This is a genomic window from Enterococcus sp. AZ084 (assembly GCF_051714905.1).
GTDB lineage: Bacteria > Bacillota > Bacilli > Lactobacillales > Enterococcaceae > Enterococcus_B > Enterococcus_B pernyi.
This window is the reverse complement of sequence record NZ_JBIOSS010000001.1, coordinates 1269994-1293573: the sequence shown is the minus strand read 5'-3', so window position 1 is coordinate 1293573 and position 23580 is coordinate 1269994. Positions and strand designations below refer to the sequence as shown.

At 35.9% G+C, this 23580-nt stretch carries 23 protein-coding genes; 11 read left to right on the top strand and 12 right to left on the bottom strand.

Annotated features, from left to right (window positions below; translation table 11 throughout):
* Window positions 1-29: 29 nt before the first annotated feature.
* The gene (locus IGI79_RS06080) at window positions 30-533 is read left to right on the top strand and encodes a phosphoribosylanthranilate isomerase (protein ID WP_195274519.1); all 504 of its coding nucleotides are present in this window, start codon (window positions 30-32) and stop codon (window positions 531-533) included.
* Between the two features lie 362 nt (window positions 534-895).
* Here IGI79_RS06080 and IGI79_RS06075 read toward each other — a convergent pair whose 3' ends face one another.
* The 5 genes from IGI79_RS06075 to IGI79_RS06055 form a co-directional block, all read right to left on the bottom strand.
* Complete coding sequence (locus IGI79_RS06075) at window positions 896-1639, bottom strand: SIR2 family NAD-dependent protein deacylase (RefSeq protein WP_229054109.1); 744 nt, start codon at window positions 1637-1639, stop codon at window positions 896-898.
* A gap of 187 nt (window positions 1640-1826) precedes the next feature.
* Window positions 1827-2048 (bottom strand): hypothetical protein, encoded by a 222-nt coding sequence (locus IGI79_RS06070; RefSeq protein ID WP_229054107.1) that lies wholly within the window; start codon window positions 2046-2048, stop codon window positions 1827-1829.
* Between the two features lie 4 nt (window positions 2049-2052).
* A complete protein-coding gene (locus IGI79_RS06065) occupies window positions 2053-3366 on the bottom strand; it encodes a hypothetical protein (RefSeq protein ID WP_195274517.1) in 1314 nt (437 codons plus the stop codon).
* Window positions 3367-4600: 1234 nt separating this feature from the next.
* Window positions 4601-4939, bottom strand: coding sequence for a metal-sulfur cluster assembly factor (locus IGI79_RS06060; protein ID WP_019723739.1), 339 nt, complete (start codon window positions 4937-4939; stop codon window positions 4601-4603).
* A 247-nt stretch (window positions 4940-5186) separates the two neighbouring features.
* Window positions 5187-6116 carry a YitT family protein gene (locus IGI79_RS06055; protein ID WP_034691361.1) on the bottom strand — a complete coding sequence of 310 codons (930 nt, stop codon included), beginning with the start codon at window positions 6114-6116 and terminating at the stop codon, window positions 5187-5189.
* Between the two features lie 174 nt (window positions 6117-6290).
* Here IGI79_RS06055 and IGI79_RS06050 point away from each other — a divergent pair, with 174 nt between their 5' ends.
* On the top strand, window positions 6291-6785 hold the full coding sequence (locus IGI79_RS06050) for a YajQ family cyclic di-GMP-binding protein (protein ID WP_019723741.1): 495 nt from the start codon (window positions 6291-6293) through the stop codon (window positions 6783-6785).
* Window positions 6786-6843: 58 nt separating this feature from the next.
* Here the strand turns inward: IGI79_RS06050 and IGI79_RS06045 are convergent, their stop codons facing one another.
* Window positions 6844-9192 carry an ATP-dependent DNA helicase gene (locus IGI79_RS06045; RefSeq protein ID WP_347082162.1) on the bottom strand — a complete coding sequence of 783 codons (2349 nt, stop codon included), beginning with the start codon at window positions 9190-9192 and terminating at the stop codon, window positions 6844-6846.
* 315 nt (window positions 9193-9507) lie between these two features.
* Between IGI79_RS06045 and IGI79_RS06040 the strand changes: the two genes are divergently transcribed.
* The 3 genes from IGI79_RS06040 (at window position 9508) to IGI79_RS06030 (ending at window position 11977) form a co-directional block, all read left to right on the top strand.
* Window positions 9508-10134, top strand: coding sequence for an MBL fold metallo-hydrolase (locus IGI79_RS06040; protein ID WP_010735633.1), 627 nt, complete (start codon window positions 9508-9510; stop codon window positions 10132-10134).
* Between the two features lie 23 nt (window positions 10135-10157).
* A complete protein-coding gene (locus tag IGI79_RS06035; RefSeq protein ID WP_019723743.1) occupies window positions 10158-10862 on the top strand; it encodes a histidine phosphatase family protein in 705 nt (234 codons plus the stop codon).
* A 281-nt stretch (window positions 10863-11143) separates the two neighbouring features.
* A complete protein-coding gene (locus tag IGI79_RS06030) occupies window positions 11144-11977 on the top strand; it encodes an undecaprenyl-diphosphate phosphatase (protein ID WP_065095862.1) in 834 nt (277 codons plus the stop codon).
* A gap of 115 nt (window positions 11978-12092) precedes the next feature.
* Here IGI79_RS06030 and abc-f read toward each other — a convergent pair whose 3' ends face one another.
* Window positions 12093-13676, bottom strand: coding sequence for a ribosomal protection-like ABC-F family protein (gene abc-f / locus IGI79_RS06025; RefSeq protein ID WP_335884851.1), 1584 nt, complete (start codon window positions 13674-13676; stop codon window positions 12093-12095).
* A 509-nt stretch (window positions 13677-14185) separates the two neighbouring features.
* Between abc-f and IGI79_RS06020 the strand changes: the two genes are divergently transcribed.
* From IGI79_RS06020 to rpsT, 6 genes are all read left to right on the top strand, one after another.
* Window positions 14186-14518, top strand: a complete 333-nt coding sequence (locus tag IGI79_RS06020; protein ID WP_104872446.1) for a PadR family transcriptional regulator — start codon at window positions 14186-14188, stop codon at window positions 14516-14518.
* Window positions 14515-15471, top strand: a complete 957-nt coding sequence (locus tag IGI79_RS06015; protein WP_195476327.1) for a permease prefix domain 1-containing protein — start codon at window positions 14515-14517, stop codon at window positions 15469-15471. The genes IGI79_RS06020 and IGI79_RS06015 overlap by 4 nt, the downstream gene beginning before the upstream one ends.
* A 380-nt stretch (window positions 15472-15851) precedes the next feature.
* A complete protein-coding gene (locus IGI79_RS06010) occupies window positions 15852-16307 on the top strand; it encodes a DUF441 domain-containing protein (protein ID WP_010735644.1) in 456 nt (151 codons plus the stop codon).
* Between the two features lie 70 nt (window positions 16308-16377).
* Window positions 16378-16503 (top strand): hypothetical protein, encoded by a 126-nt coding sequence (locus IGI79_RS06005; RefSeq protein ID WP_010735645.1) that lies wholly within the window; start codon window positions 16378-16380, stop codon window positions 16501-16503.
* Between the two features lie 195 nt (window positions 16504-16698).
* Entirely contained in the window at window positions 16699-16968 is a 270-nt protein-coding gene (locus IGI79_RS06000; RefSeq protein WP_010735646.1) for a hypothetical protein, read from the top strand.
* Between the two features lie 401 nt (window positions 16969-17369).
* Window positions 17370-17624, top strand: coding sequence for a 30S ribosomal protein S20 (gene rpsT, locus IGI79_RS05995; protein ID WP_010735647.1), 255 nt, complete (start codon window positions 17370-17372; stop codon window positions 17622-17624).
* Window positions 17625-17738: 114 nt separating this feature from the next.
* On the opposite strand, the gene holA is transcribed toward rpsT, so the two are convergent.
* The 5 genes from holA to IGI79_RS05970 form a co-directional block, all read right to left on the bottom strand.
* Window positions 17739-18785 carry a DNA polymerase III subunit delta gene (gene holA / locus IGI79_RS05990; RefSeq protein ID WP_077151784.1) on the bottom strand — a complete coding sequence of 349 codons (1047 nt, stop codon included), beginning with the start codon at window positions 18783-18785 and terminating at the stop codon, window positions 17739-17741.
* A gap of 36 nt (window positions 18786-18821) precedes the next feature.
* Window positions 18822-21098, bottom strand: coding sequence for a DNA internalization-related competence protein ComEC/Rec2 (locus tag IGI79_RS05985; protein WP_195476241.1), 2277 nt, complete (start codon window positions 21096-21098; stop codon window positions 18822-18824).
* Window positions 21091-21573, bottom strand: a complete 483-nt coding sequence (locus IGI79_RS05980; protein WP_034689319.1) for a ComE operon protein 2 — start codon at window positions 21571-21573, stop codon at window positions 21091-21093. The genes IGI79_RS05985 and IGI79_RS05980 overlap by 8 nt, the downstream gene beginning before the upstream one ends.
* 19 nt (window positions 21574-21592) lie before the next feature.
* Window positions 21593-22168 (bottom strand): helix-hairpin-helix domain-containing protein, encoded by a 576-nt coding sequence (locus IGI79_RS05975; RefSeq protein WP_258080084.1) that lies wholly within the window; start codon window positions 22166-22168, stop codon window positions 21593-21595.
* A gap of 201 nt (window positions 22169-22369) precedes the next feature.
* Window positions 22370-23512, bottom strand: coding sequence for a hypothetical protein (locus IGI79_RS05970; protein ID WP_229078418.1), 1143 nt, complete (start codon window positions 23510-23512; stop codon window positions 22370-22372).
* Window positions 23513-23580: the final 68 nt, after the last annotated feature.

Sequence of the window (23580 nt, the reverse complement as noted above, 5' to 3'; positions counted from 1 at the left end):
AAATACAACCAAAGAAAAGGAGAAAATCCATGGAACTTTATTTCAAAGAATTTTTATTGATCACGCAAAAATTAAACAGGCAGCAGATTACTCCGCTACTACTAGGTTCATTAGGCTTGTCTTACTTAACAGATATCGACTGGCAACCAAGAGACATTGACATCCATGTTCCTGGCGATCCACGGGGTTGGGAGGCACCCGACAAAGATCGCTTGCACAAATGGCAAAGCATCATGAAAATTATGGAAACGTTGAATTACCAACTAGTTGATTTACACGAACATGAATTTGCAAAAGATTCTTATACCATCCAGTTTGGCAGTATGGACAGTCTTCTCGGCTTTGCAGGTATTCCACTTAATGAACTCTCTCTAATCAGGATCGACGACTGTTCCTTTTACTTACCTACAGCGGAACAATATTTGAAAGTCTATCAACGTTCCGCTAAAGATAGTTACCGTGCAGATAAAAATAATCATAAGGATCTAGCAAAGATCGAGTATTTGGAAAAGTACTTGAATAAGAATAAGTAATGAGAAATTCTGAAGCCTTCAACCAATTATCTTTTCAAAGATAATTGGTTATTTCATGTTTAAGTCTCTTTACTCACTGAGACCCTTCCATAGTAAATCCCCTACCAGACGTGCTAAATAGCAGTGGAATACAATAAATGAAAAAATGTGAAAGCAACCCTTTTTCACGAATCAACATACTTTCTAACCATTCATCCAACTTGAAAATTTTTTCTACAAAAACCAGTTTTTGTCAAAAAGGATAGATATGAAGAATTTAAATATCCTATTCTCAGTTCATACACATACTAAATTCGTTTCCAATTATTTCAGATTTATCTGTAGTAAATTTTATTTTCATTCTATAAAAATCAGAATTTTATTTATATTACTATTTCTCCTAAAATATAGTCAACAAAAAATTCAAATTGTTCCTTAATATTATAATCATTAGGTGATGAAGTTTTTATATTTACAAAATCAACATTATTTGTTCTTAATATTTCACTCTTTAGTCCTTCATTACCATTTATCATCACAAAATAATTTGTACAATAGCCTTTATTTGATTCACAAATATTTGTAAATTCTTCAGAAAAATATTTATCTTTTAATGAGAAACCTAAGAATAACATAGAACGTTTATTTATCAAGCCAGTTAGTATTCTTTTGTTAGCTTCGTTCTCGTATAATGTCTCATAATCTGAATTAGTAACAACCATTGAACCAAGTAAATCTATATCACCATGAATATGAAAAATAAATTGTGAGTCTTCCAACATTTGAAAACCTTCAAATGTTAGAATATTTTTTGATTTAGAGTATAAATTATTTTTTAAAGCATCAGTTTTTTCAATTAATTTATCATAATTAGTTGTTAATATATAATCCAAATTACATCTGACAATATCCAGAATAATCGAATCTAACAGTATTTCATCTTTTATTTTTGAATTAATAATTGGTTCTATTAATTTCATTTTCAATGATTCTTTATTTTTGATAACAGAACTAGTATCATATATGAAGTTTATAATTTTATCTACATCTCCTTTTTCATAGTAAAGATCAAATGTATTGTGATGAGTAGCAGGTATAAATTTTTTTGCCTCTTTGAATAATTCCATCCATAACGGTAGCCCTACTGATTTACTAACTCCAGCACCTACGAAAGGTATTATCCTGTGTATGTTCGCCCTAATATCTTCAATAACTATTAATGATTCTGGATAAAAATATTCTTCACATTTTTCTTTATTATATTCAACTAATTTAGATGTATATTTAGGTCTAAATACTTCAAAATAATCATGTTCATTTATTTTTTTTTTTACATATTTCGCATGTTTGCTCCGCTAAAATTGCATTATAATACTCTTCTTCACATTCATATTGAATTTTTATCTCAAATGCTTCACTTTTTAACATTTTTTGAAAAAATCTTAGTCCATCATTTTTAGATAGTACATTACTTATTATAGAATAGTATGCTTTTTTCGTTCTAAAATCATTGATATTAGAAGCAATAAGATTCAAAACTTTAACTTCTTTTTTTGAGCTGTTCTCTAATAGTTGATAAAACAAATTCCGTCATTCCTTTATTTTTGTATTTTTTATTCCCCATCGTTATTGAAAAATAGTCTTTTTTTACTTTTACAGTAGTTTGGCTAGTTTCCAATTCATTAGAATCATCAAAAAAATCAGAGTCAAACCAAGCTACAGTAAATTCTTCTAACTCCCCAGCTAAACTTAAATCAGTATTAATACTATAGAAAATTGTTTCAAAAGTTAACGGAAATTCTTTGCCTCTTGTCATAGCTTTTCCCCTAGCTAATTCATGACCTTTAAAACTTATTTTAGTGGGATAACATGGTGCATTTACTAATCTAGCCTTTTTCTTTAATTCTGTTTCATTAAACCCCATCGTTATAAATTCTCCTAAATAAGCAGAAAAAATTTTATCATTTAATTTTTTCTTTACAATAGAATTAGATTTCACTTGGTTATTCATTTTTGCCATTCGTCCGAATGTACGTGAAATTTGACCATCGATTAATGAGGTCAATTCATCATATAATTCTTCTGAGATGTCTCCGATCATAATATTATTCATATCATTACAAAACTCGAACATTCTTTCTCTATTTTCAATTAATATATTATTAGTTCTCTCCTTGAATCTAGTTTTAAATAATCTTTCAATTATTCTTTTTACATATTTAAAAAAAGAGTTAGGCGAAGAAATATCAGTATTACCGTCATTTACTATTTTTAAACTTCCAGTTGTTCCATTTACAAAAAAAGTAGTATAGTTTGTTTTTCTGTCTATTTCAACACAACACATTCTTAAACGTTTCTCTAATTTATTATCAAAAAAAGAAATAAAGCAAAATATTTCAATTTTATCTAAATCGTACTTCAATTTTGGAAAAAAAATATTGTGATTCTTATCAGGGGTTATTCTGTCAATTAAATTAAAATCTTTAGTGTTTAAATAAGTGTGGTAATTAATTGCCATATACTCTTTATTGTATAATGTATTGATGTTATCAAATCCCTGTTCAATCTGAGTATCAGTCAAATCATGCACTGTTTTTTCTAAAAATATATTACTACAATTATATTTCATATTTTCAGATAGAATATTGTTTACCTCATTAAGTGTACAATATTCATTCGTTATTAAATATTTCATAGAAGAATTAATACCATTATAATCAGCCAATTCTCCCAAAATTTGTTCTTCATTAGTACCTAGCTTATCCAAATATTTCTTTTTAAGCTCAATTTCATTAATCAATAATTTATATGAGCTTGCTCTGAAATCTAATTCATTTTCCAAAATTTTAGGCAAAAAAATCACTTCTTTCTACTTTTTTGTTTGCTTTTATCAAATACCACAATGTATTAGTATATACTTTCCCATATTTTACTATGGCTTGTATTTTTTCTCTAAGGCATTTGCTAAATCTATAATATCCTCAAGTATGTAGGTCAAATCCATAACCTCTATAAAAATAATCTTAACTCCTACACCAGAGTATTCTTGAATTACTTCATCTCTAAATCCATTGTTGGAACATCTTTCTATAGCCTCTCAACAATCTTTTCATATGTAACTAGCTTTTTATCGGTTGAATTAGCATTATAAGATAAAGGACGGCCTTTATAATTCTCTATTTCTTTAGATAACTCAACACCTTGTCTTTGAAGTATCTGCTTACGCTTATTCTCAGGCGTATACTGAAACAGTGCGATGATTAGTTTATTGTAGTAATCTTCTTAAGTTATGATCCTATATACAGTTTAGAAATGGTAAATTAAGGATTTCAAATGTTGCACTTTTATCCTATATCTGATTCATGTTACTAGTACTTACTTTTTTAAGACTGAGCCTATGTGATTCACTTAAAAAGATTATATCATTTTATCTAATATAATTTAATAATTTTTGTAATCTCAGATAATTATTTTCTTTACCACTTAATATATCTGAAAATATTTTTCTACTTCAACTCTCTCCAACAACTCAAATGATCTTTCTAAGTTTTTTTGTAGAAACTTTTGCTTACCCAAATTATATAATTATAATCCTTCTGTTGTAACTTGTAGGTAATGAACATCTATATTGGACACTTTAATACTATATATATGAATAAACATTAATTGTATAATTTAGGTATATTCAAATTATATAAAAACACATACTAATCAATTTGAAAATTAGTATGTTCCTAAGATAAATTTTGACATAGAATTTCTTATTTTTACTTATCATAATTATTTCATTTTTCATTCTAAAATTTATATATTTCTGAACAATTCTATTGAGAAATAGTGGTTTCTCCTACTCTATTAACATGTTTGTATAAGTTAACATTTAGAAATACCAATTATTTTCACCTTCTAAACTAATGGAAACCAAACTATATAATTAAAATTTTAATTAACTAAATTTCCATAACAAAAAACTCTCTCATTAACTTATTAATTAACGAAAGAGCTTATTATTTTTAGTCATCTTTACTTAAAATACAATCAAAATCTAACTAATTAATCTAAAAAAACCGTTATATGATGAAAAACTTCTAACGAATCCCAAGCGCAATTCGTGCATAACGACTCATTTTATCGGTTGTCCAAGCGGGATACCAGACTAATTTGACTTCTGCTTTTGACACTTCTGGCACTTCTTTTAGTGCATCATGGATCGATTCAGTCAAGATATCAGCTAACGGACAGCCCATCGTTGTCAAAGTCATTTTAACAACGGTATCTCCATTTTCAGGGTCAAATTCGATTTCATAGATCAAACCTAGGTTCACGATATCGATTCCTAGTTCTGGGTCAATCACCATTTCTAACGCGGTGAGAATTCGCTCTTTGATTTCATCTACTTCTTCAGCAGACCATTTTTGTTCACTCATTCTTCGGATTCTCCTTCTCACAATTTTTGTTTATCATACCTTTTTTTAAGAGGTTTGTAAATATTCATTTGGCTAGCAAGGTCTGGACAGAAGTCTTTCACTTCAAGAACTAAGGTAACAGCTACGCAAATTGTTTTTCAAATTTTTTATAGATCCTCTTAGTTCCTAAGAAGTTACTTCTTTTTCCACTAGTTATTCGGTTCAAAGGTGACAAACAAGGGGGTAGATTTGTTTGTCTATCACTTTTTTATTTGCTTTTCGCCTTTTTAGATGCATGTTTGATTTCAGGAAGAACCCCTGTTGAACGATACATTTTTTGTTCGTTCTCATTGGCAAAGCGACCAAAAACGGAATGCGTTGGTAAAATATTGATGAACGCATCTTCGTCGATCTCATGGACGATTTGATCAAGATCATACATTTCGTAACGTGTGATGACCATCATGATCATTTTTCCTTCACGTTTTGAATATCCACCAACTGAAGGTAAGAGAGTCATCCCCCGAACCATGCGTTGCGCAATTTCAGCAGTCACTTCTTCTGGTTTCACAGTGACAATCATGGCGGTCACTTTTTGGTGACTCGTATGGATCGCATCGATGACTTGAGTCATTGCATAGATTGAGATGATTGTATACAAAGCACTTTCCCAATTAAAGAGGAAGCCAGCTGCTACGACGATAATGCCATTTAAAATCAGCATATAGTTTCCTACGGTTTTCCCTGTCGTTTGAGAAAGAACCAATGAAATGATGTCCATTCCACCAGTCGTAAAACCCATTTTCAGAGAAATACCGACGCCGACGCCAAGTAAAACACCACCGACTAATGCATTCATCAGTATATTATCTGTTACCTGTCCTGTCGGTAAAACTGTCGTCATGACTGACACACAAACAACGTTGATGAAACTAAGTACAGTTGCGCGTTTTCCGACTTTTAAAAAGCCTAATATAAATACAGGAATATTCAATAGAAAAATAAACGTTCCAGTATCGACATCTATATGGACCCATTCAGATAATAGTGAAGCAATGATTTGGGCGATCCCGTTCATTCCTGCAGAAAAGACGTTGGCTGGAATCAAAAAATAATTCAATGCCACCGCTGCAGACAAACCGGTCATCAAGATAACCACTATTTTCTTAAGATTTTCGTTTCTTTGATAGACAGTCATGAATCTGCTCACAAGCACCTCTCCTTTTCAAGTTTATTCCAAATGTAAGAATAACAGTTTCTTCCAGAAAATAAAATAGCGACTACTTAAATGAGAAGAATTTTAGTAAAGATGTCACAAAAAAAATAAGCCTATGCTACAATAAAAGAAAACCGAATGAACGAGGAGGACATTATGGCAAAAGATGCAAGTTTTGATATCATTTCAGAAGTATCTGTTGAAGAAGTAAAAAATGCAATCCAACAAACCACGAAAGAATTAACTAACCGTTTCGATTTCAAGGATTCAACGGTTGAGATCAAGTTAGAGAATACAAATAAATTAGTTGTGCTAAGTGACGATGAATTTAAAATCGAACAAATCAAAGATGTTTTGTTTGGAAAATTGAATAAACGCAATGTGCCAATCAAAAATATCCACTTTTCTGAAACGGAACACGCTTTAGGTGGTAAAGCACGCCAATCTGCTGATCTAGTCAATGGGATCGACCGCGATAATGGCAAGAAGATCACGACCGCGATCAAAAATGAAAAACTAAAAGTGAAAACACAGATCCAAGAAGACCAGATCCGAGTAACTGGTAAAAATCGCGATGATCTACAAGCTGTGATCGCACTTTTAAGAAAACTAGACTTGCCGATTGAATTGCAATTTACAAACTACCGTTAGTTCATGGGTACTATTGAGATATCACTAAAAAAGGACAAGCATTTTGCTTCGTCCTTTTTTAGTGGTCTTGCCAAAACTGATGGATAGTTTGTGATAATGCCTCAACTGTTCGAACTTCTTTTGCTTGGTGCCAATGTGGCGGGAAAAGTTTACGATAATTTAACGAGGCAAAGCGTTGATCGGCTAAAAGCACAATGCCTTGATCTTCCATATCTCTGATTACTCGCCCAGCTGCTTGCAATACTTTATTCATTCCTGGTAACTGGTAAGCATAAGCAAAACCTAGTTGTTCTTTTTCATCATAGTAAGATTTGATCAACTCTTGCTCATGATTCATTTGTGGTAAGCCCACACCAACGATCATACTACCAATCAAGCGTGATCCGCGTAGATCGATTCCTTCTGAAAAAATGCCGCCAAGTACACAAAAGCCTACTAATGTTTCTTGCGGTTCGACTATAAATTCTGCTAAGAAATCTTCTCGTTCTTGTTCATTCAACTTGGTTCCTTGGATAAGTGTGCGAGTCGAAGGGTAAGTTTCTTTGAACACTTCGGCGACTTGGTCCAAATATTGATAGGAAGGAAAGAAAATCATATAATTGCCCTTCTTCCCTTGAATGAAACGTTGAATCGTTTCGACTAAACGTGGCATACTCTGCTCTCTTTTGCGATACGTCGTTTCAAGATAACTTGCTATAAGTACTTGTTGATTCTCAATTGGGAATGGACTAGGTAAGCGATACGCTAAACTCTCTTTGCCCCCTAATGTTTCTTGATAATAAGAAAGTGGTGAAAAACTCGCAGAAAACAAAAGACTACTCCGTCCTTTATTCAACGATTGTTCTAAAAATAAACTAGGATCGATGCAAAATTGCTTCACGATCAAATCATGGTAACTTTTCTCTACAGTTGTTTCATAGTGATCGTCATAGAATTCACTGATTTTTAAAAAATGATTCAAGTCAAAATAAAATCCTAAAATTTGCTCTTGCATCGGGTGTTCAGGATATTCAGCCAACCATTCTTGAATAAATTCACCGAGTTGAAACCCTGCGTTGATCAATGAATCTGCTGGGGCTTTTTGATGATGATAGTTCCATCCTTCTTCAAGAGCAATTTCTTGGATCTGATCAAAAGCTTTTAAAAGACGATTCCATCGACGACGTAGTTTTTTAAATTCCTTCGGGATCTCTCCATAGACTTTACGTGCTTTTCCATAAGATAACTCAGCAGAATACATTTCTCTTGAACGATTGACTAAATTGTGTGCTTCATCGATCAAGAAAAGATGATCTTCATTTTTCTCTTCATCAAAAAATCGTCTCAAGTAAACCGTTGGGTCGAAAAGATAATTATAATCCCCGATGATCACGTCACACCATAAGCTGACATCTAAAGAGAGTTCAAATGGGCATAAGGTATGTTTCTTCGCGTATTTCTCAATTACCTCGCGAGTTATTTGGTTTTCATGATTCAGTAGATCCCATAACCCTTCATTGATTCGATTATAATAGCCATTGGCATAAGGACATTGATCTGGATTACACGTGGTCTCATCTAAGAAACAAATCTTATCTTTTGCTGTCAAGGTCACACTTTTTGTCTCAGCCCCAACATCTTTTAACGCTGCTAACGCATCTTCAGCCACCTGTCTCGTAATAGTTTTCGCGGTTAAGTAAAAAATACGTTCTCCTTCATCTTCTCCGATCGCCTTTAAGGCTGGAAATAATGTAGAGATCGTTTTTCCAGTACCAGTGGGGGCTTCCGCAAACAGTTTTTGTTTTGTCCGGATCGTTTTATAGGCAGCAACTGCCAGTTCCCTTTGTCCTTTACGATACTCTTCGTATGGAAACTTTAATGCCATCAATGAGGCATTACGTACCGTACGCCAATTTTCCTGAAAAATCAGCCACTCTTGGTAATCCTCGGTCAGTTTTTTAAAAAATACTTCCAGTTGTTCTCTCGTCTGATGTTCCACTTTCCGTGTGATCACTTCTTCTGTGGTTTGATAATAGGTTAGCTGGAGGTTGATCTCCTCTAAGTTGTTTTCTTGACTATAAATATAGGCATACACTCTTGCTTGATGAAAAAACAATTCGACTTGTTCGGGTTCTAAATCTTCAAAGCGTGGTTCCGACGTTTTAATTTCGTCGATGTGGTACACGCCATCTTTTTTGAAGATACCATCTGCTCGTCCTTCAACGATCAGTTCATAAGGATCAAGCTGTACACTGGTTTGTAAGAACACTTCTTTTTGATACTCTTCGCCTGCTTCTTTTTGGAGCTTGCGGTGGATTTTTGCACCTTCCAAGGCGGTATGATTACTTTTCTTTCGATTATCGATACTTCCGCGACGCAAGATGAACTCGACTAAGTGACGGACGGATATTTTAGATTTTTTCACCATGGTCGCCTCCTTCTTGTATTAGAGTACCGCAAAATAGACCGTTTCGCAAAAAACAAAAACACCCTGCTCGGATAAGCAGGGATATAGGATATAGAATTTGGATTTTTGGATACATTCAATGTAACAAGAGTAAATGAAAAATCAATGAAAATTTTCTATTCTTCCGTTTAAAATTTTTAAACACTTTTCATATAATCTGACAATTCAGATAACTGATGTTATAAAAGTAGACACTTTTGTTTCTGATCCATATTTGCGTTATACTTATATCGAACGATAGAAGAAAGAATTTTTAAAAGTTGGAGGTTTCCTTTTATGCATGTTTTACAATTAAAAACTGGAACAATCGAGGAAAACTGTTACCTTGTCTACAACGACGAAGCGCTTCTGATCATTGATCCAGGAGCTGACGCTGAAATGATCCAAGAACAAATCAAGAAGACCCAGCAACAACCTGTCGCTATCTTATTGACTCATACGCATTACGACCACATTGGCGCTGTCGAAGCATTGAGAAATACCTATGACATCCCTGTCTATGTCAGTCCACTAGAACAAGAATGGCTTGGAGATCCCATCTTGAATCTCTCAGGACTTGGTCGCCATGATGATATGGATAATATCATTGTTTCTCCTGCGGAATATGAATTTGAAATGAAACAATACCGTCTTGGGAATATGTCATTTGAAGTCGTTCCAACACCTGGTCATTCAGCCGGTAGTGTTAGCTTTATTTTCGATGACTTCGTGATATCTGGAGACGCACTCTTTAAAGGGAGTATCGGGCGCACCGATCTCTACACTGGTAATTTAGAGCAGTTACTCTATAGCATCACGACACAGCTTTTTGTTCTACCAAATGAATTTGTGGTCTATCCTGGCCATGGAGAACCAACAACGATTGAACACGAGAAAAAAACCAACCCATTTTTTAACGCTTAATCAAACTTAGGAGGTCGTTCAACATGAGTGAAACAACCCTGTATATCGTCCGTCATGGTAAAACAATGTTCAATACGATTGAACGTGTGCAAGGCTGGTGTGACACACCATTGACGAAACAAGGACAAGAAGGTATCCATTTTTTAGGTAAGGGTCTAAAAGATATCGATTTTTCTTACGCCTATTCAAGCGACAGTGGCCGAGCAATCGAAACGGCACGGATCGTTTTAAGCGAACATACAAAAGGGAAAGAAATTCCTTACTTTATTGATAAACGGATTCGTGAATGGTGTTTTGGTTCGCTAGAAGGTGGCTACGATATGGAGATGTGGGGTGTCATTCCTCGTGTACTAAATTTTCAAACATACGATGAGATGTTCACCACAGATGTTACCTTTGAACAAATCGCTAATGCCATCTATGAGACGGATACTGCTGGCTGGGCGCAACCTTATGACGAATTAAAAGAACGTGTCTGGTCAGGTTTTGAAGATATCGCCCATCAGTGTGAGAAGAACAATGGTGGCAATGTTTTAGTCGTCTCCCACGGCCTAACGATTGCTTTTCTTCTTAGCTTGATCGATCCTTCTCAACCAGTTCGTGCTGGATTGTTAAATGGTAGTGTCACAAAAGTAACCTATAAAAATGGTCGTTTTTCAATTGAAAGTGTCAACGATACCAGTTATATCGAACAAGGAAAACAACAGACAAGAGAATCATTTATGTGATGAGTCATTGAATAGGGAGTGGGACATTAGTTCTCTCCCACCACCTAAAACCGAATAAACGGCGGGAACAGAAGTACCCTCTTCGGAAATAAGACGCCATCCACAAAAATTTGAAGAACAATTTTCGTGGATGGCGCCTTATTTCTCGAGGCTGAACACTTCTGTCCCGTCCTCTTTTTTGAAGTCCTTTATTTTTGTATTAATCTCAAAGAAACAATTTGGCTTTGGAAACAAAGAACGGTATACTAAATGTTGTATTTTAATTGGGAAGGAAGGAATTTATGTTTTTTGCAAATATCATAAAAGCAGCGATTCTAGGAATCATTGAAGGAATCACAGAGTGGCTGCCAATCAGTAGTACAGGACATTTGATCTTAGCAGATGAATTCATCAAGCTTGATGCGAGTTCACAATTCATGTCGATGTTCAATGTCGTGATCCAATTAGGAGCGATCTTAGCCGTCGTTGTTTTGTATTTCCACAAGTTGAATCCTTTTGCGCCAAGCAAGTCCTCGATCGAGAAAAAAGATACGTGGGTTTTATGGTCAAAAGTACTTGTTGCTTGTGTGCCAGCAGCTATTATTGGTTTATTATTGGACGATTGGTTAGATGCCCATTTTTATAAATTTTTACCAGTAGCGATCGCCTTGATCGTTTACGGTATCGGCTTTATCATTGTTGAAAAACGAAACAAAAATAAAACACCTCGTTGGTCAAACCTGAATGATTTGACTTTCCAAGCAGCGATTCTGATTGGGGCTTTCCAAGTCTTGGCTTTGATACCAGGGACTTCACGCTCCGGCGCTACGATCCTTGGAGCAATCCTGATTGGTGCTTCCCGCTTCGTTGCCACTGAGTTCTCATTTTTCCTTGGCATTCCAGTGATGTTTGGTGCCAGTGGATTAAAGATCGTGAAATACCTTGCTGATGGCAACAGCTTCCAAACGGAAGAAACAGTTATTCTTTTAGTAGGTACTGTGGTTTCATTCATCGTTTCGATTTTTGCGATCAAGTTCTTGATCAACTACTTGAAACGTAATGACTTTACTGTTTTTGGCTGGTATCGTATCATTTTAGGGATCATCTTGATCGGTTACTGGTTTATCGCAATGTAATTTGATATGCTCATCGCAAACCAGCTAAATGATTGGTAAGCGCAACACCAAAACAAAATAGTAGTAAGCTCACGCATCGCTGAGCTTACTACTATTTTTTATATACTTTTTTGAGCTAAAATGAATGATCCTCATACAATAGCTTTTCGATTTTTTTATCTTTCACTAATAATATCTGATCGAAATTCTTTCGCAAGAAATAGCGATCATGAGTAACTGATAAAATGGTACCGGTAAATGTAGACAATAATTCTTCGATTTCTTCTCTTACATAGATATCCAAGTGATTGGTTGGTTCATCTAAGATCAATACATTGATTTTCTTTAGGAATAGTTTCAAGAGGTACAGCCTTACTTGTTCTCCGCCAGAAAGATCTTTGATCCTTTTAGCGACATCCCCACTAAAGAATCCAAAATTCGCTAATACTTGTCGTGCTTTCTGTTCATTAGGTATCAGGTATTTAGCATAATTCAATATCCGTTGTTCTGGTTGATCAAACGTTAAGCGTTGAGGTAAATAGCCAATTGACAAACTTGCGCCAGTTTTAATAGCCCCTTCATCTACTCCTATTTCCCCCATCACTACTTTTAATAGCGTTGATTTCCCAGAACCATTCTTACCTAATATGGCGATCCGCTCACCACGATAGATCATAAACGAACTATCTGAAAACAAACATTTGTGACCTACTGTTTTCTTTATATTTTTGGCAACCAACACTTCTTTCCCCGACAGATCTTCTTGACTGATCGTAGTTAGTTTTTTGCGGGGGACCTTAGGCGCATTGATCAGTGTCATTTTTTCTAATCTGCGTTCGATTTCTTTTGCTTTTTTGAAGAATGCTTCGTTGTCCCCTTCATTTCCCCATTGACGATAGCGGCGAATCATTCCTTTCAATCGTTTGATTTCTTTTTGCTGAAGTTCATGATTTTTTTGAAGTTCCTGTATTCGTTGTTTCTTCAACGTCATGTAACGACTATAGTTTCCCGAATATTCGATTATCTGACCGTCCTCGATCTCCATGATTTTTTTGACTACATTGTCAAGGAATGCACGATCATGGGAAATCACGAGGAATGCACAATTTGTCAATCTCAGATATTCTTCCAACCATTGTACGGATTCGAGATCAAGATGATTGGTTGGCTCATCTAATAGAAGGACATCGTTTTCTTGTAATAATACTTTGGCTAATTCTACTCGAATACGTTCGCCTCCGCTTAATTGATCAAGTGATGTTTCAATTTGTTCATCAAGGCCTAATCCTTTCAAAACACTCGTGATCCGATCTTCTAAGCCATATCCGCCCATCGTCTCAAATCGTTGCTGCAAGTCGCCATATACTTTCATGATATGGTCCAGATCTTCCGTTGTGATACACATTTTTTCTTCATAGTAAGTGAGTTGTGTTTGCAATTCTTGGATGTCTTTGAAGCTTTGATACACATAGTCAAAAGTAGCGATTGAGCCATTTTCCATTTTCTGTGGAATATAACCAATCGACAGCCCTTTTTTCCTACTAACTGTCCCTTTATCAACACCTTCAGACCCGATCAACATTTGAAGAAGAGTTGTTTTCCCAGTTCCATTTTGTCCGATCAATCCGATTTTGTCTTGCTTATTGAGTGTGCAACTCAAATTTTCAAAAAGAGGTACGCCACTATAATTTTTACTGATCTTATTCGCTTGAATATACATTTTCTTGCTCCTTAAGACCAATCAAAAAAGCCATGAAAAAATTCATGACCTGTTGTTATTTCATTTATCTGGTACTTAGCTAAAAATGGAATAAACATATTGAATGGTCATTTATTTTTGATTGATTTTTCTATTTTTAAGCGCACTGATGCCTTGGATAGAAAATACAAAAATAATTGCATGACTAAAGCTAATATGATATCTAGAATAATTATCTGTTTCTGTTATTTTAGTCAAGCTGCCCATTAAATATGTCCCTCCTCTTCACTCTATATTTATATCAATTGTACCAAATCACTTATCAAAGCTCAAATGAGAACGAAAACAATTAAATCTTGTCTAAACATTGTGACATTTCCCCAAATATTGTCTCCGCAAATCGATTTCTAACAAACAGACTCAGACCTAAGACTGAATTCTAACTAATTTATTTAATTTACTTTACCTGTCGTAGTAATTGTTTTATAATTATTACGACAGATGGAGTAATTGAAAAAGGAGGCGATCAAGTGATATCAAGTGATGCAATTCGTGGATACAATGATGCCATCATCTTATCCATTCTTTCCAAGGAAGATTCCTATGGTTACGAGATCTCGAAGCAAATCCGGGAAGGAACCGATGCGCTATATGCGATCAAGGAAACCACTTTGTACTCCGCTTTTACACGCTTAGAAAAGCAGGGACTGATCCTTTCGTATCCTGGGGAAGTCACTCATGGAAAGAAACGGACGTACTATCGAATCAGCGATGCCGGGGAGAACATTTTGAAAGAAAAAAAAGAGGAATGGCAACAAACGAAAATCGTTGTTGACCGTTTTCTACAAGGAGGAGAACTATGAAAACCATTCAGGATTACTTAGATAGTTTATTTTTAAATGTGCCGATCACTCCTGAAACAAAAAAAGCCAAAGAAGATCTATTGGCAATCATGGAAGATCAGTATCACGGATTATTAGAAGAAGGAAAATCAGAGCATGAAGCCATTGGCGCAGTCATCAGTGAATTTGGTTCTATTGATGAGATCCTCCAAGAATTGGAACTTTCTCGGTCCTCTTTTGACGAAGAAGTCTGGGAAAACGAGATTGAACTCGATGAAGTGATTTCATTTTGGAACCAAGTCCGTCGTTTCTCCCTTTTTCTTTCAACTGGAATTGCTATTTGTATCTTAGCTGTAGGAATGCTCGTATTTTTTGCTAATGGTATTAGCGAGATCATCGGCTTTCTGGCAATGTTTCTTCTAGTCGCTTTAGGCGTTGGTTTGATTATTACTACAAGTTTGAGCTATTCAGCTAGTAAGAAGAAACTAAATGATCGACCCTATTCACAGCAAGTAAAAATCGAAGCAAGACAACAAACAGAAGCCTATGCGAAAAGTTTTCGAGTAGGACTAGTTTTCGGTATCATTTTATGTATCCTTTCGGTCACACCTATCTTTGCAAATAGAGCCTTTGGCTTACCAATTGGATTCGCTTTGTTACTTTTCTTCGCTTCCGTGGCACTCGGCGTCTTCTTTATCGTCTATGTCAGCATCATCTACACTTGGTTTTCAAAAGTGGCTGAAGGCACGTTCTTCATCTCAGATGAAGATGAGCCAGGACCACGAGCATCTCAACACATGTACGGAGACTCTGCAGAAGCGATTCGTTTATTTGAACGTTTATACTGGCCGGGCATCTTCATCGTTTACATGGTTTGGTCCTTTATGACCCGAAGCTGGGCTTACTCTTGGCTCATCTTTGTACTAGGCGGTGTATTAGAAGACTATTTTCTTGAAAGATTGAAACGTAAATAACTTCTCAATTTAGTCGAATCATCCGAGAAATTTTGGTATGATTCGACTTTTTTATTCGTTAATTTTTTCTAACTAGAAGATTCTGTCATGTTTTTCATCACATTTGTTGCCTTATCGACCCATTTCCCTTTTGCGACATCAGACAGTTTATTCGTTACTTTTTCACATCAAGTATACATGATAAATCAGACACTCTATTCTTCACCTCATAAAAACATGTTTTGACATCATCAACGTAGGTATTTTTCTCATTTTGCCTTTTCGTCTAATTCTTCGTACCTTTTTGTTCCTTCTATATTCGATCAAATATTTTGCTAATGACTCTTTTGCATCGTATTAAAAAAATGGTATGATGAATAATTAGAAAGTGAGGTTTTTTGATGGAAAGTTGGTTATTTCTTGGGTTGATCATGCTGGTTGCCGTCCTTGCTAAAAATCAAAGTCTGATGTTAGCGACTGGTTTTATTTTACTTGTTAAGTTTATTCCTGCATCAAAAGATTTTTTGACATGGCTCCAAGGGAAAGGAATCAATATTGGCGTGACGATCATTACTGCGGCGATTTTAGTGCCTATTGCTACAGGTGATATTGGTTTAAAAGATTTGCTTGATGCGTTCAAATCACCTATGGGTTGGGTAGCGATCTTCTGTGGCGGCTTAGTTGCTGTATTGTCGTCTAAAGGCGTTGGCTTGATTGCGACAGATCCACAAATCACTGTGGCTTTAGTTTTTGGAACGATCTTAGGCGTTGTCTTTTTAAAAGGAATCGCAGCGGGCCCTGTGATTGCTTCTGGAATAGCCTATTGCATTCTCCAATTGTTTTCTTTTAATAAATAATGATGCATCTAGTGGTTGAGAAAAGGATAATTTTTTTGTTCGTGGTATACTAGTTTTGAGGTGATCGCATATGCAAAAACTAAAATATTTCTTTGGGACTGTTGGATGGTTTTTATTGGCTGTTCTATTGATTATTGGATTGACCTACTTACTATTTCCTGATTTGATCCAAAACGTCTTTGATGCCAATTTTTAATATACGTAACTATTTTTTCAAATATCTATAAAAAAAGTCGGAAAACTTGAAAGATCTTGGGATTATTCAAGTTCTTTCGGCTTTTTTTTGGCTTGGTGCTTCTTTTTTGTTATACTAAGTGTAAGTGCTCCTCTTTTATGCAGGAAATTTTAAAAGAAGTGCGAAATGTTTGATTTAGAAGAAAGGAAGACGCTCGTGGAAACTTTTGAAGGTCTTTTGATTGATACGTATGTTTTACAAGAACAACCAATGATGTTGACTGGTTTGAATCTCCAACTTGAAGATCGGGTAATCAATTGTCTAATTAAAGATCGCTACTTGGCAAAATATGTTTTACGTTTACCTTTAAACAAATATGTATTGGAAGTCAGCGGAAAATGGAATCGTCGAAATCAATTAGTCATCAAACGAATGATGATCAAAAACATCGATGAATACATCAAAATCATTGGAACACCCGAATAGCTCCTTTTCATGCATTCTAATTAGTTATAAAATAACTAATCTATGTTAACGTTATGATTCATTGATTTGAAGCAATCGTATCCCTTTTCAAAAAAAACTTTGCAAACGGTTGACTTTGTTATATACTATTTCAGTACCAAACATCCCATTCAATTATTTATTTACCTAGATAAATTAAACCACGTTTGGTTAAGCGCTCGTTGTCTCCCACAACAGCGCTTTTTCTTTTGTTTTTTTGATTTTCTGCCACTCATAAATCCATGCTCTCTGATATTTCTTACGTGTTAAGGAAAAAAACTTGTCATGTTGATATTGCAATGCGCGCTCGCATTAGGTATAATAATGAATGTTGAATTATGCGGTAACACGCGTAAGAACTTTACTTATCGGAGGTGAAACAAATGCCAAACATTGAATCTGCAATCAAACGTGTTCGCACAAGCGAAAACGCGAATGTAAAAAATTCATCTCAAACTAGTGCTATGCGTACTGCAATCAAAAAATTTGAGGATGCTGTAGCTTCAGGTGCTGACAACGTAGATGCGTTATATAAAGACGCTGTTAAAGCGATCGATATGGCTGAAACTAAAGGTCTTATCCACAAAAACAAAGCAAACCGCGACAAATCTCGTTTAAGCAAAAAAATCGCTAAATAAGGAAATCGGCCACGGCCGGTTTTTTTATTTCCTTTTTCTATACACAAATACACACAGTTTGGCTGATCCTTCTGATGATCAACCGAACTGTGTGTATTTGTGTTGCTATTGTTTTTACTTATTTTTTAATCTTTCAGCTGCCTGAAACACAAATAATTGAAAACTCAATTTCTTTTCGATCTGTCCACTTTTTACTTGATAGTCCATCTCGACTAATTGGTCGAACAATTGGACTAATGTTCGTTCATCGAACTTCCTAACTTCTTGCATTGCCAATTTTACCCGATAGGGATGGATTTTCAAAGTTTCCGCAATGTTTGCTTGTTGGTACCCGATCTTGACTAAAAATTTCGTTTGGAGATACAATCGTAGTTGGGAGAGTAGGATCGCATTGATCTTGATGATCTCTTCCCCTTGTGTGACTAAATCTTCAAATAATCGCAGGGTATGTTCCGTATCTCCAGAAAGCATATATTGTGTCATGTCAAAGATATTATGTTCCAATGTCTTAGGCACTAATTGTTCGATTTCTTTCGCAGAGATTGCTGATTGATTCTGTCCATATAACATCAATTTATCTAATTCTGCCATCATTTTTGATAAGTCTAAATCAGTCAATCGTAAAAAAAGGTCGATTGCTTTACGATCTAGAGTAAGCGGTGTATTTTCTAATGTGTTCAATAAATACTGTCGCACTTCTTTTTCATTCAATTGCTGAACATTGATCGATACCGCCGTTTTCTTCAATTGTTTCGTAACTTTTTTTCGTTCATCTAATTTTTCATAAGGCGCAAAAAAGACGAGTACGGTTGATTCAAGCGGTTCTTTTAAATAGTCTACTAAAAGATCTGTGTTTTGTTCGATACTGTTGCTGTTTTTTTCACCCGTCAAAAAATAAGGGTTTTCGACAAAAACCACACGTTGATCACCGAAAAACGGTAAGGTTTCTGCTTCAGCGATTACGTCATCGATCGTTGCTTGAGTCATATCAAATCGCAGAAAATTAAGGTCATCTTCTCCTGATATTTGTATTTTCTTGAGGATTTCTGTACGCACTTGGTCTTGTAAAAACTTCTCCGTTCCTAAAACGAGATAACAAGGTGCGAGCTTTTCTTTACGAATTTTTTGTAGTTCAACTTGGATACTCACATCTCTCACCACTTTCCAATTTATCCTATCACGAGAAAACAAAAATTGCTAGTCTATCATTTTCTGAAGTCGGCCATTTTTTGTCCAAATAGGATGCCAATAAAAAGTGATCGCCCCATTTTTGTCTGTCCGATAAACTGTACTCTCTAAGCTTTCCAACGTTTCAAGAACTTCAGGATGAGGATGGCCATAGCGATTGTCAAACCCGTTAGATAAAATTCCTATCTTCGGTTGTAAAGCAGCCAAAAACATAGGATGACTCGAACTACGACTCCCATGATGTCCTAGTTTCACGACCTCCGCCCTTAATGTTGGGTAAGCATTCAACAGGTCGAGTTCCCCTTCTTGATCCAAATCCCCCAGTAATAAAAAGCGCTGCTTCTTATATGCGAACCAGAGAACCACTGAATCTTCATTTTTTCCTTGTCCTTCTTTACTTGGCATCAAAACGTACAAGTCAAAGCAAGCAGATATTCGATCTCCTTGCCTGACTTCTATGATCTTGGTTCCTAACTGACTAATTTTTATCAATCGTTCGCGAAACTTTGGCTCTTTGGCAGCGCCCCAACCAATGTATATTTCTTCGATGCTGAAATGTGACGAGAGTGTTTCTAATTCCCCGATATGATCAGTGTCATTATGTGTGAGAAATAGTTTTGTAATCGTGGTGATCCCTTGTCCTTTTAAATACGGGACGATATTATTTTCTGCATAAGGACGAGTAATACGTTGCTGCCACGCTTCTGTTTCAACATTTAATCTGCCCCCAGTATCGATTAAAATTACTTCTTGTTTCATCGGACTTTTTAGTAGGATACTGTCGCCTTGTCCGACATCGATAAAGGTGATCGTAGTCGAGGCATCAAGTAATGGTATCAAGAAATAACTGAGGAGGAGTGATAATGAATAAATGATTTTTTTCCATGGCGGAATCGTTACGCTCTCAAACAAAAGTAAGAGGACGACAATACTCAATAAAAAGAAATAAAAAGCGGGTTGCCCGATTGTCAGTGTGGAGAAATCAAAAAAAGAGAGGAAGTCTTCAAAGAGCATCAAACACGATTCGAGGATTTCTAATAAAGACTGCGGAAGGATGTTGCCTGCTAAAAAGAGAATGATCACCCCTGGAAGAAGGACGTATTGGAATAATGGAATGCCAAGTGTCGTGAATAAGCCACCTAAAAACGACCACTCATAGAAATACCAAGCACTTAATGGTAATTGAATTGCACTTGTTTGGAATAAATAGAATAAACGATTGTTCCAACCTTTTGATGAGTGAGAAAATGTCATAAATAATAAACTCATCCATATACTTAATTGCGCGCCCATTTGAAGCAGGATCAATGGATCGAACAATAAAAGCAACCATAGATTCAAAGAAAAGCAATCAAGCGTAGATAGTTTGATTGCTGCCAATTTAAGTATAAGCTTCAAAATAAATAAGCTCCCTGCTCTAACCACAGAAAATGAGCCTCCAGCTAATAGGATGTACCCCCCTGTAAGCAATGTCAGTGGAAGAATCGTAATAGACAAAAGACAACCACTTCGTCGAAAAAGATAATACAAAAATCCTAAATAATAGTGGACATGCATCCCAGAAACTGCGAATAGATGCAGTAATCCAGTGGCTTTAAAAATTGATTCGGACTCGCGAAAAGAAGCATCACGATAACCGTAAAGTAACGCGTTGATATACATTCCTATTTTTTCAGGATAGCGTTTTTTTACATAATTGATTGCTTTTCCACGGAGGTCACGAAATAGAGTCCACCCTCCCCTTGTTGAAGGCAGGACTTCGAAATCAGTTCCATGGAACTGACCACTAGTTCGTGATCCCTTCAGATATTTGACCGCATCAAATGCATAACGATTACGCAACGATTCAGATGTTTGATAACTGCCAGTTACTCGAAGTTCTATCGGATACCCGCGAAAGTCTTCCCATTGGTGTGCTTCTGCTTTTGTTTTGGCTTGATAACTTAGCTGGACTTTTTGTTTCGTGGGGATTCTTCGCGCCTCTACAGTCAACCAGTCGCCATTCCGTTGAATTGTATCGGTCATCAATAGAAACTCTTCAGTTGTTCTTGTGTGATCAATCGAGGGAACCTCTGAACGAAGACAAGACAACCAGACTGTCAGACTGCAAAAACAACAAAGATAGATCACCGCTTGCTTGTGTTTGAATAGTACCAGAAGAAAAAGACCAGCAACGATCAAGCGAGACAGATCATGCTCCTTATAGTAAACGAAACATAAAATGACTGAAGACATTGCTGGTAAAATCAAGTAATTACGAACTTGTTCGCCAAATTGTTTAATCAAGCTCTCCTGTTGACTCTTGTTGAAGTTTAGCAAAATATTTCATATCTAAATTGACTTGATGGACGGATGCACCTAATTGGGTAATCAATGACTGTGCATAAGGGTCATTGCGATAATCATGCAAGTAGTGGATTTTCCTGATTCCTGCTTGAAGCAATGCTTTTGTACATGCCAAACATGGAAAATGGGTGACATAGATCTCTGCCCCTTCTGTAGGAACTCCGAGTTTTGCACATTGGAGTAACGCATTCATTTCTGCATGGATCGTTCGTAAACAGTGACCATTCACGACATAGCAACCTTCGTCGATACAATGAACATCCCCACTCACTGCGCCGTTATAACCACCCGCAATGATTCGTTTTTCTCTAACTAATGTGGCACCTACTTCTAATCGTGTACATGTACTTCTTAATGATAATAATACGGCTTGTGCCATAAAATACTGATCCCAAGGAATTCGTTCATTGCTCATAATTTGTCACCTCATTGGTTTATTCTATTGTAATTGTAACGAAGTTTTTCAGTTTTTCAACTGTCTTTTCGCCAAATCCCGATATTTCTTTCAAACTTTCAATTGTTTGGAAGGAACCGTTGGCTTCGCGATAATTGATGATCTCTTGTGCTTTCATTGCTCCGATTCCCGGAAGCTCCTGTAATTCAGCAAGGCTGGCAGTATTAAGATTGACTTTCTTTTCCTCTGTCTGTTCTTTTTCCTTTACTTTCTCTGCGAACTGAGGCATCTCTTCCCCAACTTGGGGAATATAAAGCACTTGTTGATCCGAAACTTTTGCAGCAAAATTGATTTGTTTTTCATCAGCGTGTGCAGTCAATCCTCCTGCTTTTTCAATGATATCAAATACACGTTCCTCGTCGGTAAATGCGTATATTCCTGGTCGATGGACATTGCCTTTCACGTCTACATACATGATTGGGTCGTTTGTCGTTGTTCCGGTTGTTGCAGTTTTTTGGTAACTATCCGAGCTTGTCGCAGTTATCAACGGTATGTTACTAGATTCATGGATCTTAGGTGGACCGATCTGACGGTATACGACCACTCCTACTATCATGCTAACTGATACACTGCATATAAAAAATAGAATGAGGCGTTTTGGCGAATCAAAGATTTCTTGAACTATTTTCTTCATTGGTATTCTTTGCTATTTCATTTTCCTTTCTAAAAAATAGTGAAAAAACATCTACAATGTGATGTTCCTTCACTATTAGATACGCCTCAAATGATTATTTCTTTTATTTTTTATATCCAGGGTTTATCTAGTTGGTTCTAACCTTGGTTTCGGCTTCAAACTTGGAGAAGGCGGAGCTGGTGGTCGATTTTCCCCTGACTTACTCATTGCTGCTTGTTTGGTCATGCCAAATGAACGTTTGTCTGAGTCATTATGACTATTAAAAACCATACGGTCGGACTTCCCAGATCCGTTCTCTATTTCCCAAATCCGTTGTTTCACCGATTGCACAGCGCCTTCTCCAGATAAATTTTTTGACGAAATAAGTCCTTGATTGATCGCAGATTTTACTTCTCGAAGTTTCGAATCACGTCGTTCAAACTCATCTTTCAATGAATTTTTTCTCCCATTATTCTCTTGCAACTCTGAAATTGGTGATAACCGTCTTGGTTGTTTGATTTGTTGCTCATGCTGACCAGTAAAGGCTACCTCGCCATGAACGGAAGGATTTCTATGGTGTCTAGTTATAGGTTTTTCGATTCGTTTCTCATTATTATGGGAAACTTCTATATTTAATGAGACTTTTTCCCCCTTGTTCTCTCGTCGGATTACTGCGTAAATGACGGGGTCATCTTTTCTATTGATAGTTATCTTGCGCGACTTCTCGCTTTCCCCACCTTCCTCTAGGAAAGAAAGGGTACTGTAGTGTAATTCTTCTTCTGTTTCAGGTTGACGCCATTTTTTTTGCTCCGAAGGTTGTGCTCGAAACTGTTCCCTTAGTTCCAACCCGCGAGCCGTAGGGATAGATTTCGCTCTTGAAGCTAAGTGCTTGATTTCATCAACGATTTCTTTTGGATCAATCCATACATCTTTATCAACAATCGATTGAATATATTCTGATTTAAAATATTTACTGTTCAAATCCTTTAGTGTATTCTCATATTTTTCAGGCTCTTTATTCTTACGCCTTAGAATAAAATTGAAAACTCTACCCGCTTTGCTCAACTTTTTCTGTCGAAATTCTGCAAGTAAGCGTCTGGTCCACAACACACCGTTTCGATGTTTTGACAGTTGATCTTTCGTTTTTTCCAGTTGTTTGTCAAAATCGATTAATACACGTTTAAAGTCTGCTGTTTTTCGCAAGTGCCCAAAATTTTTTTTATACCTTTTATCTGAGTAATGTTCTCCAATATCGAATGATGATTGGCGATTGCTTGGTTGTTCCATGTTTTCCTTGCCCCTTTCTAACTCTTTTTTTATTATGGTAGCAAACTTACTTAAAATTACCTACAAAA

Bases quoted from the DNA above. Each gene is read 5' to 3' on its own strand.
- IGI79_RS06035 (WP_019723743.1), top strand. From the start codon at position 10,158: ATGAGTGAAACAACCCTGTATATCGTCCGTCATGGTAAAACAATGTTC.
- IGI79_RS05970 (WP_229078418.1), bottom strand. From the start codon at position 23,512: ATGGAACAACCAAGCAATCGCCAATCATCATTCGATATTGGAGAACAT.
- IGI79_RS05975 (WP_258080084.1), bottom strand. From the start codon at position 22,168: ATGATAGTAGGAGTGGTCGTATACCGTCAGATCGGTCCACCTAAGATC.
- IGI79_RS06075 (WP_229054109.1), bottom strand. From the start codon at position 1,639: ATGGAATTATTCAAAGAGGCAAAAAAATTTATACCTGCTACTCATCAC.
- IGI79_RS05980 (WP_034689319.1), bottom strand. From the start codon at position 21,573: ATGAGCAATGAACGAATTCCTTGGGATCAGTATTTTATGGCACAAGCC.
- rpsT (WP_010735647.1), top strand. From the start codon at position 17,370: ATGCCAAACATTGAATCTGCAATCAAACGTGTTCGCACAAGCGAAAAC.
- IGI79_RS06005 (WP_010735645.1), top strand. From the start codon at position 16,378: ATGCAAAAACTAAAATATTTCTTTGGGACTGTTGGATGGTTTTTATTG.
- IGI79_RS06045 (WP_347082162.1), bottom strand. From the start codon at position 9,192: ATGGTGAAAAAATCTAAAATATCCGTCCGTCACTTAGTCGAGTTCATC.
- abc-f (WP_335884851.1), bottom strand. From the start codon at position 13,676: ATGTATATTCAAGCGAATAAGATCAGTAAAAATTATAGTGGCGTACCT.
- IGI79_RS06010 (WP_010735644.1), top strand. From the start codon at position 15,852: ATGGAAAGTTGGTTATTTCTTGGGTTGATCATGCTGGTTGCCGTCCTT.
- IGI79_RS06060 (WP_019723739.1), bottom strand. From the start codon at position 4,939: ATGAGTGAACAAAAATGGTCTGCTGAAGAAGTAGATGAAATCAAAGAG.
- IGI79_RS06040 (WP_010735633.1), top strand. From the start codon at position 9,508: ATGCATGTTTTACAATTAAAAACTGGAACAATCGAGGAAAACTGTTAC.
- IGI79_RS06055 (WP_034691361.1), bottom strand. From the start codon at position 6,116: ATGACTGTCTATCAAAGAAACGAAAATCTTAAGAAAATAGTGGTTATC.
- IGI79_RS06080 (WP_195274519.1), top strand. From the start codon at position 30: ATGGAACTTTATTTCAAAGAATTTTTATTGATCACGCAAAAATTAAAC.
- IGI79_RS06050 (WP_019723741.1), top strand. From the start codon at position 6,291: ATGGCAAAAGATGCAAGTTTTGATATCATTTCAGAAGTATCTGTTGAA.
- IGI79_RS06015 (WP_195476327.1), top strand. From the start codon at position 14,515: ATGAAAACCATTCAGGATTACTTAGATAGTTTATTTTTAAATGTGCCG.
- IGI79_RS06030 (WP_065095862.1), top strand. From the start codon at position 11,144: ATGTTTTTTGCAAATATCATAAAAGCAGCGATTCTAGGAATCATTGAA.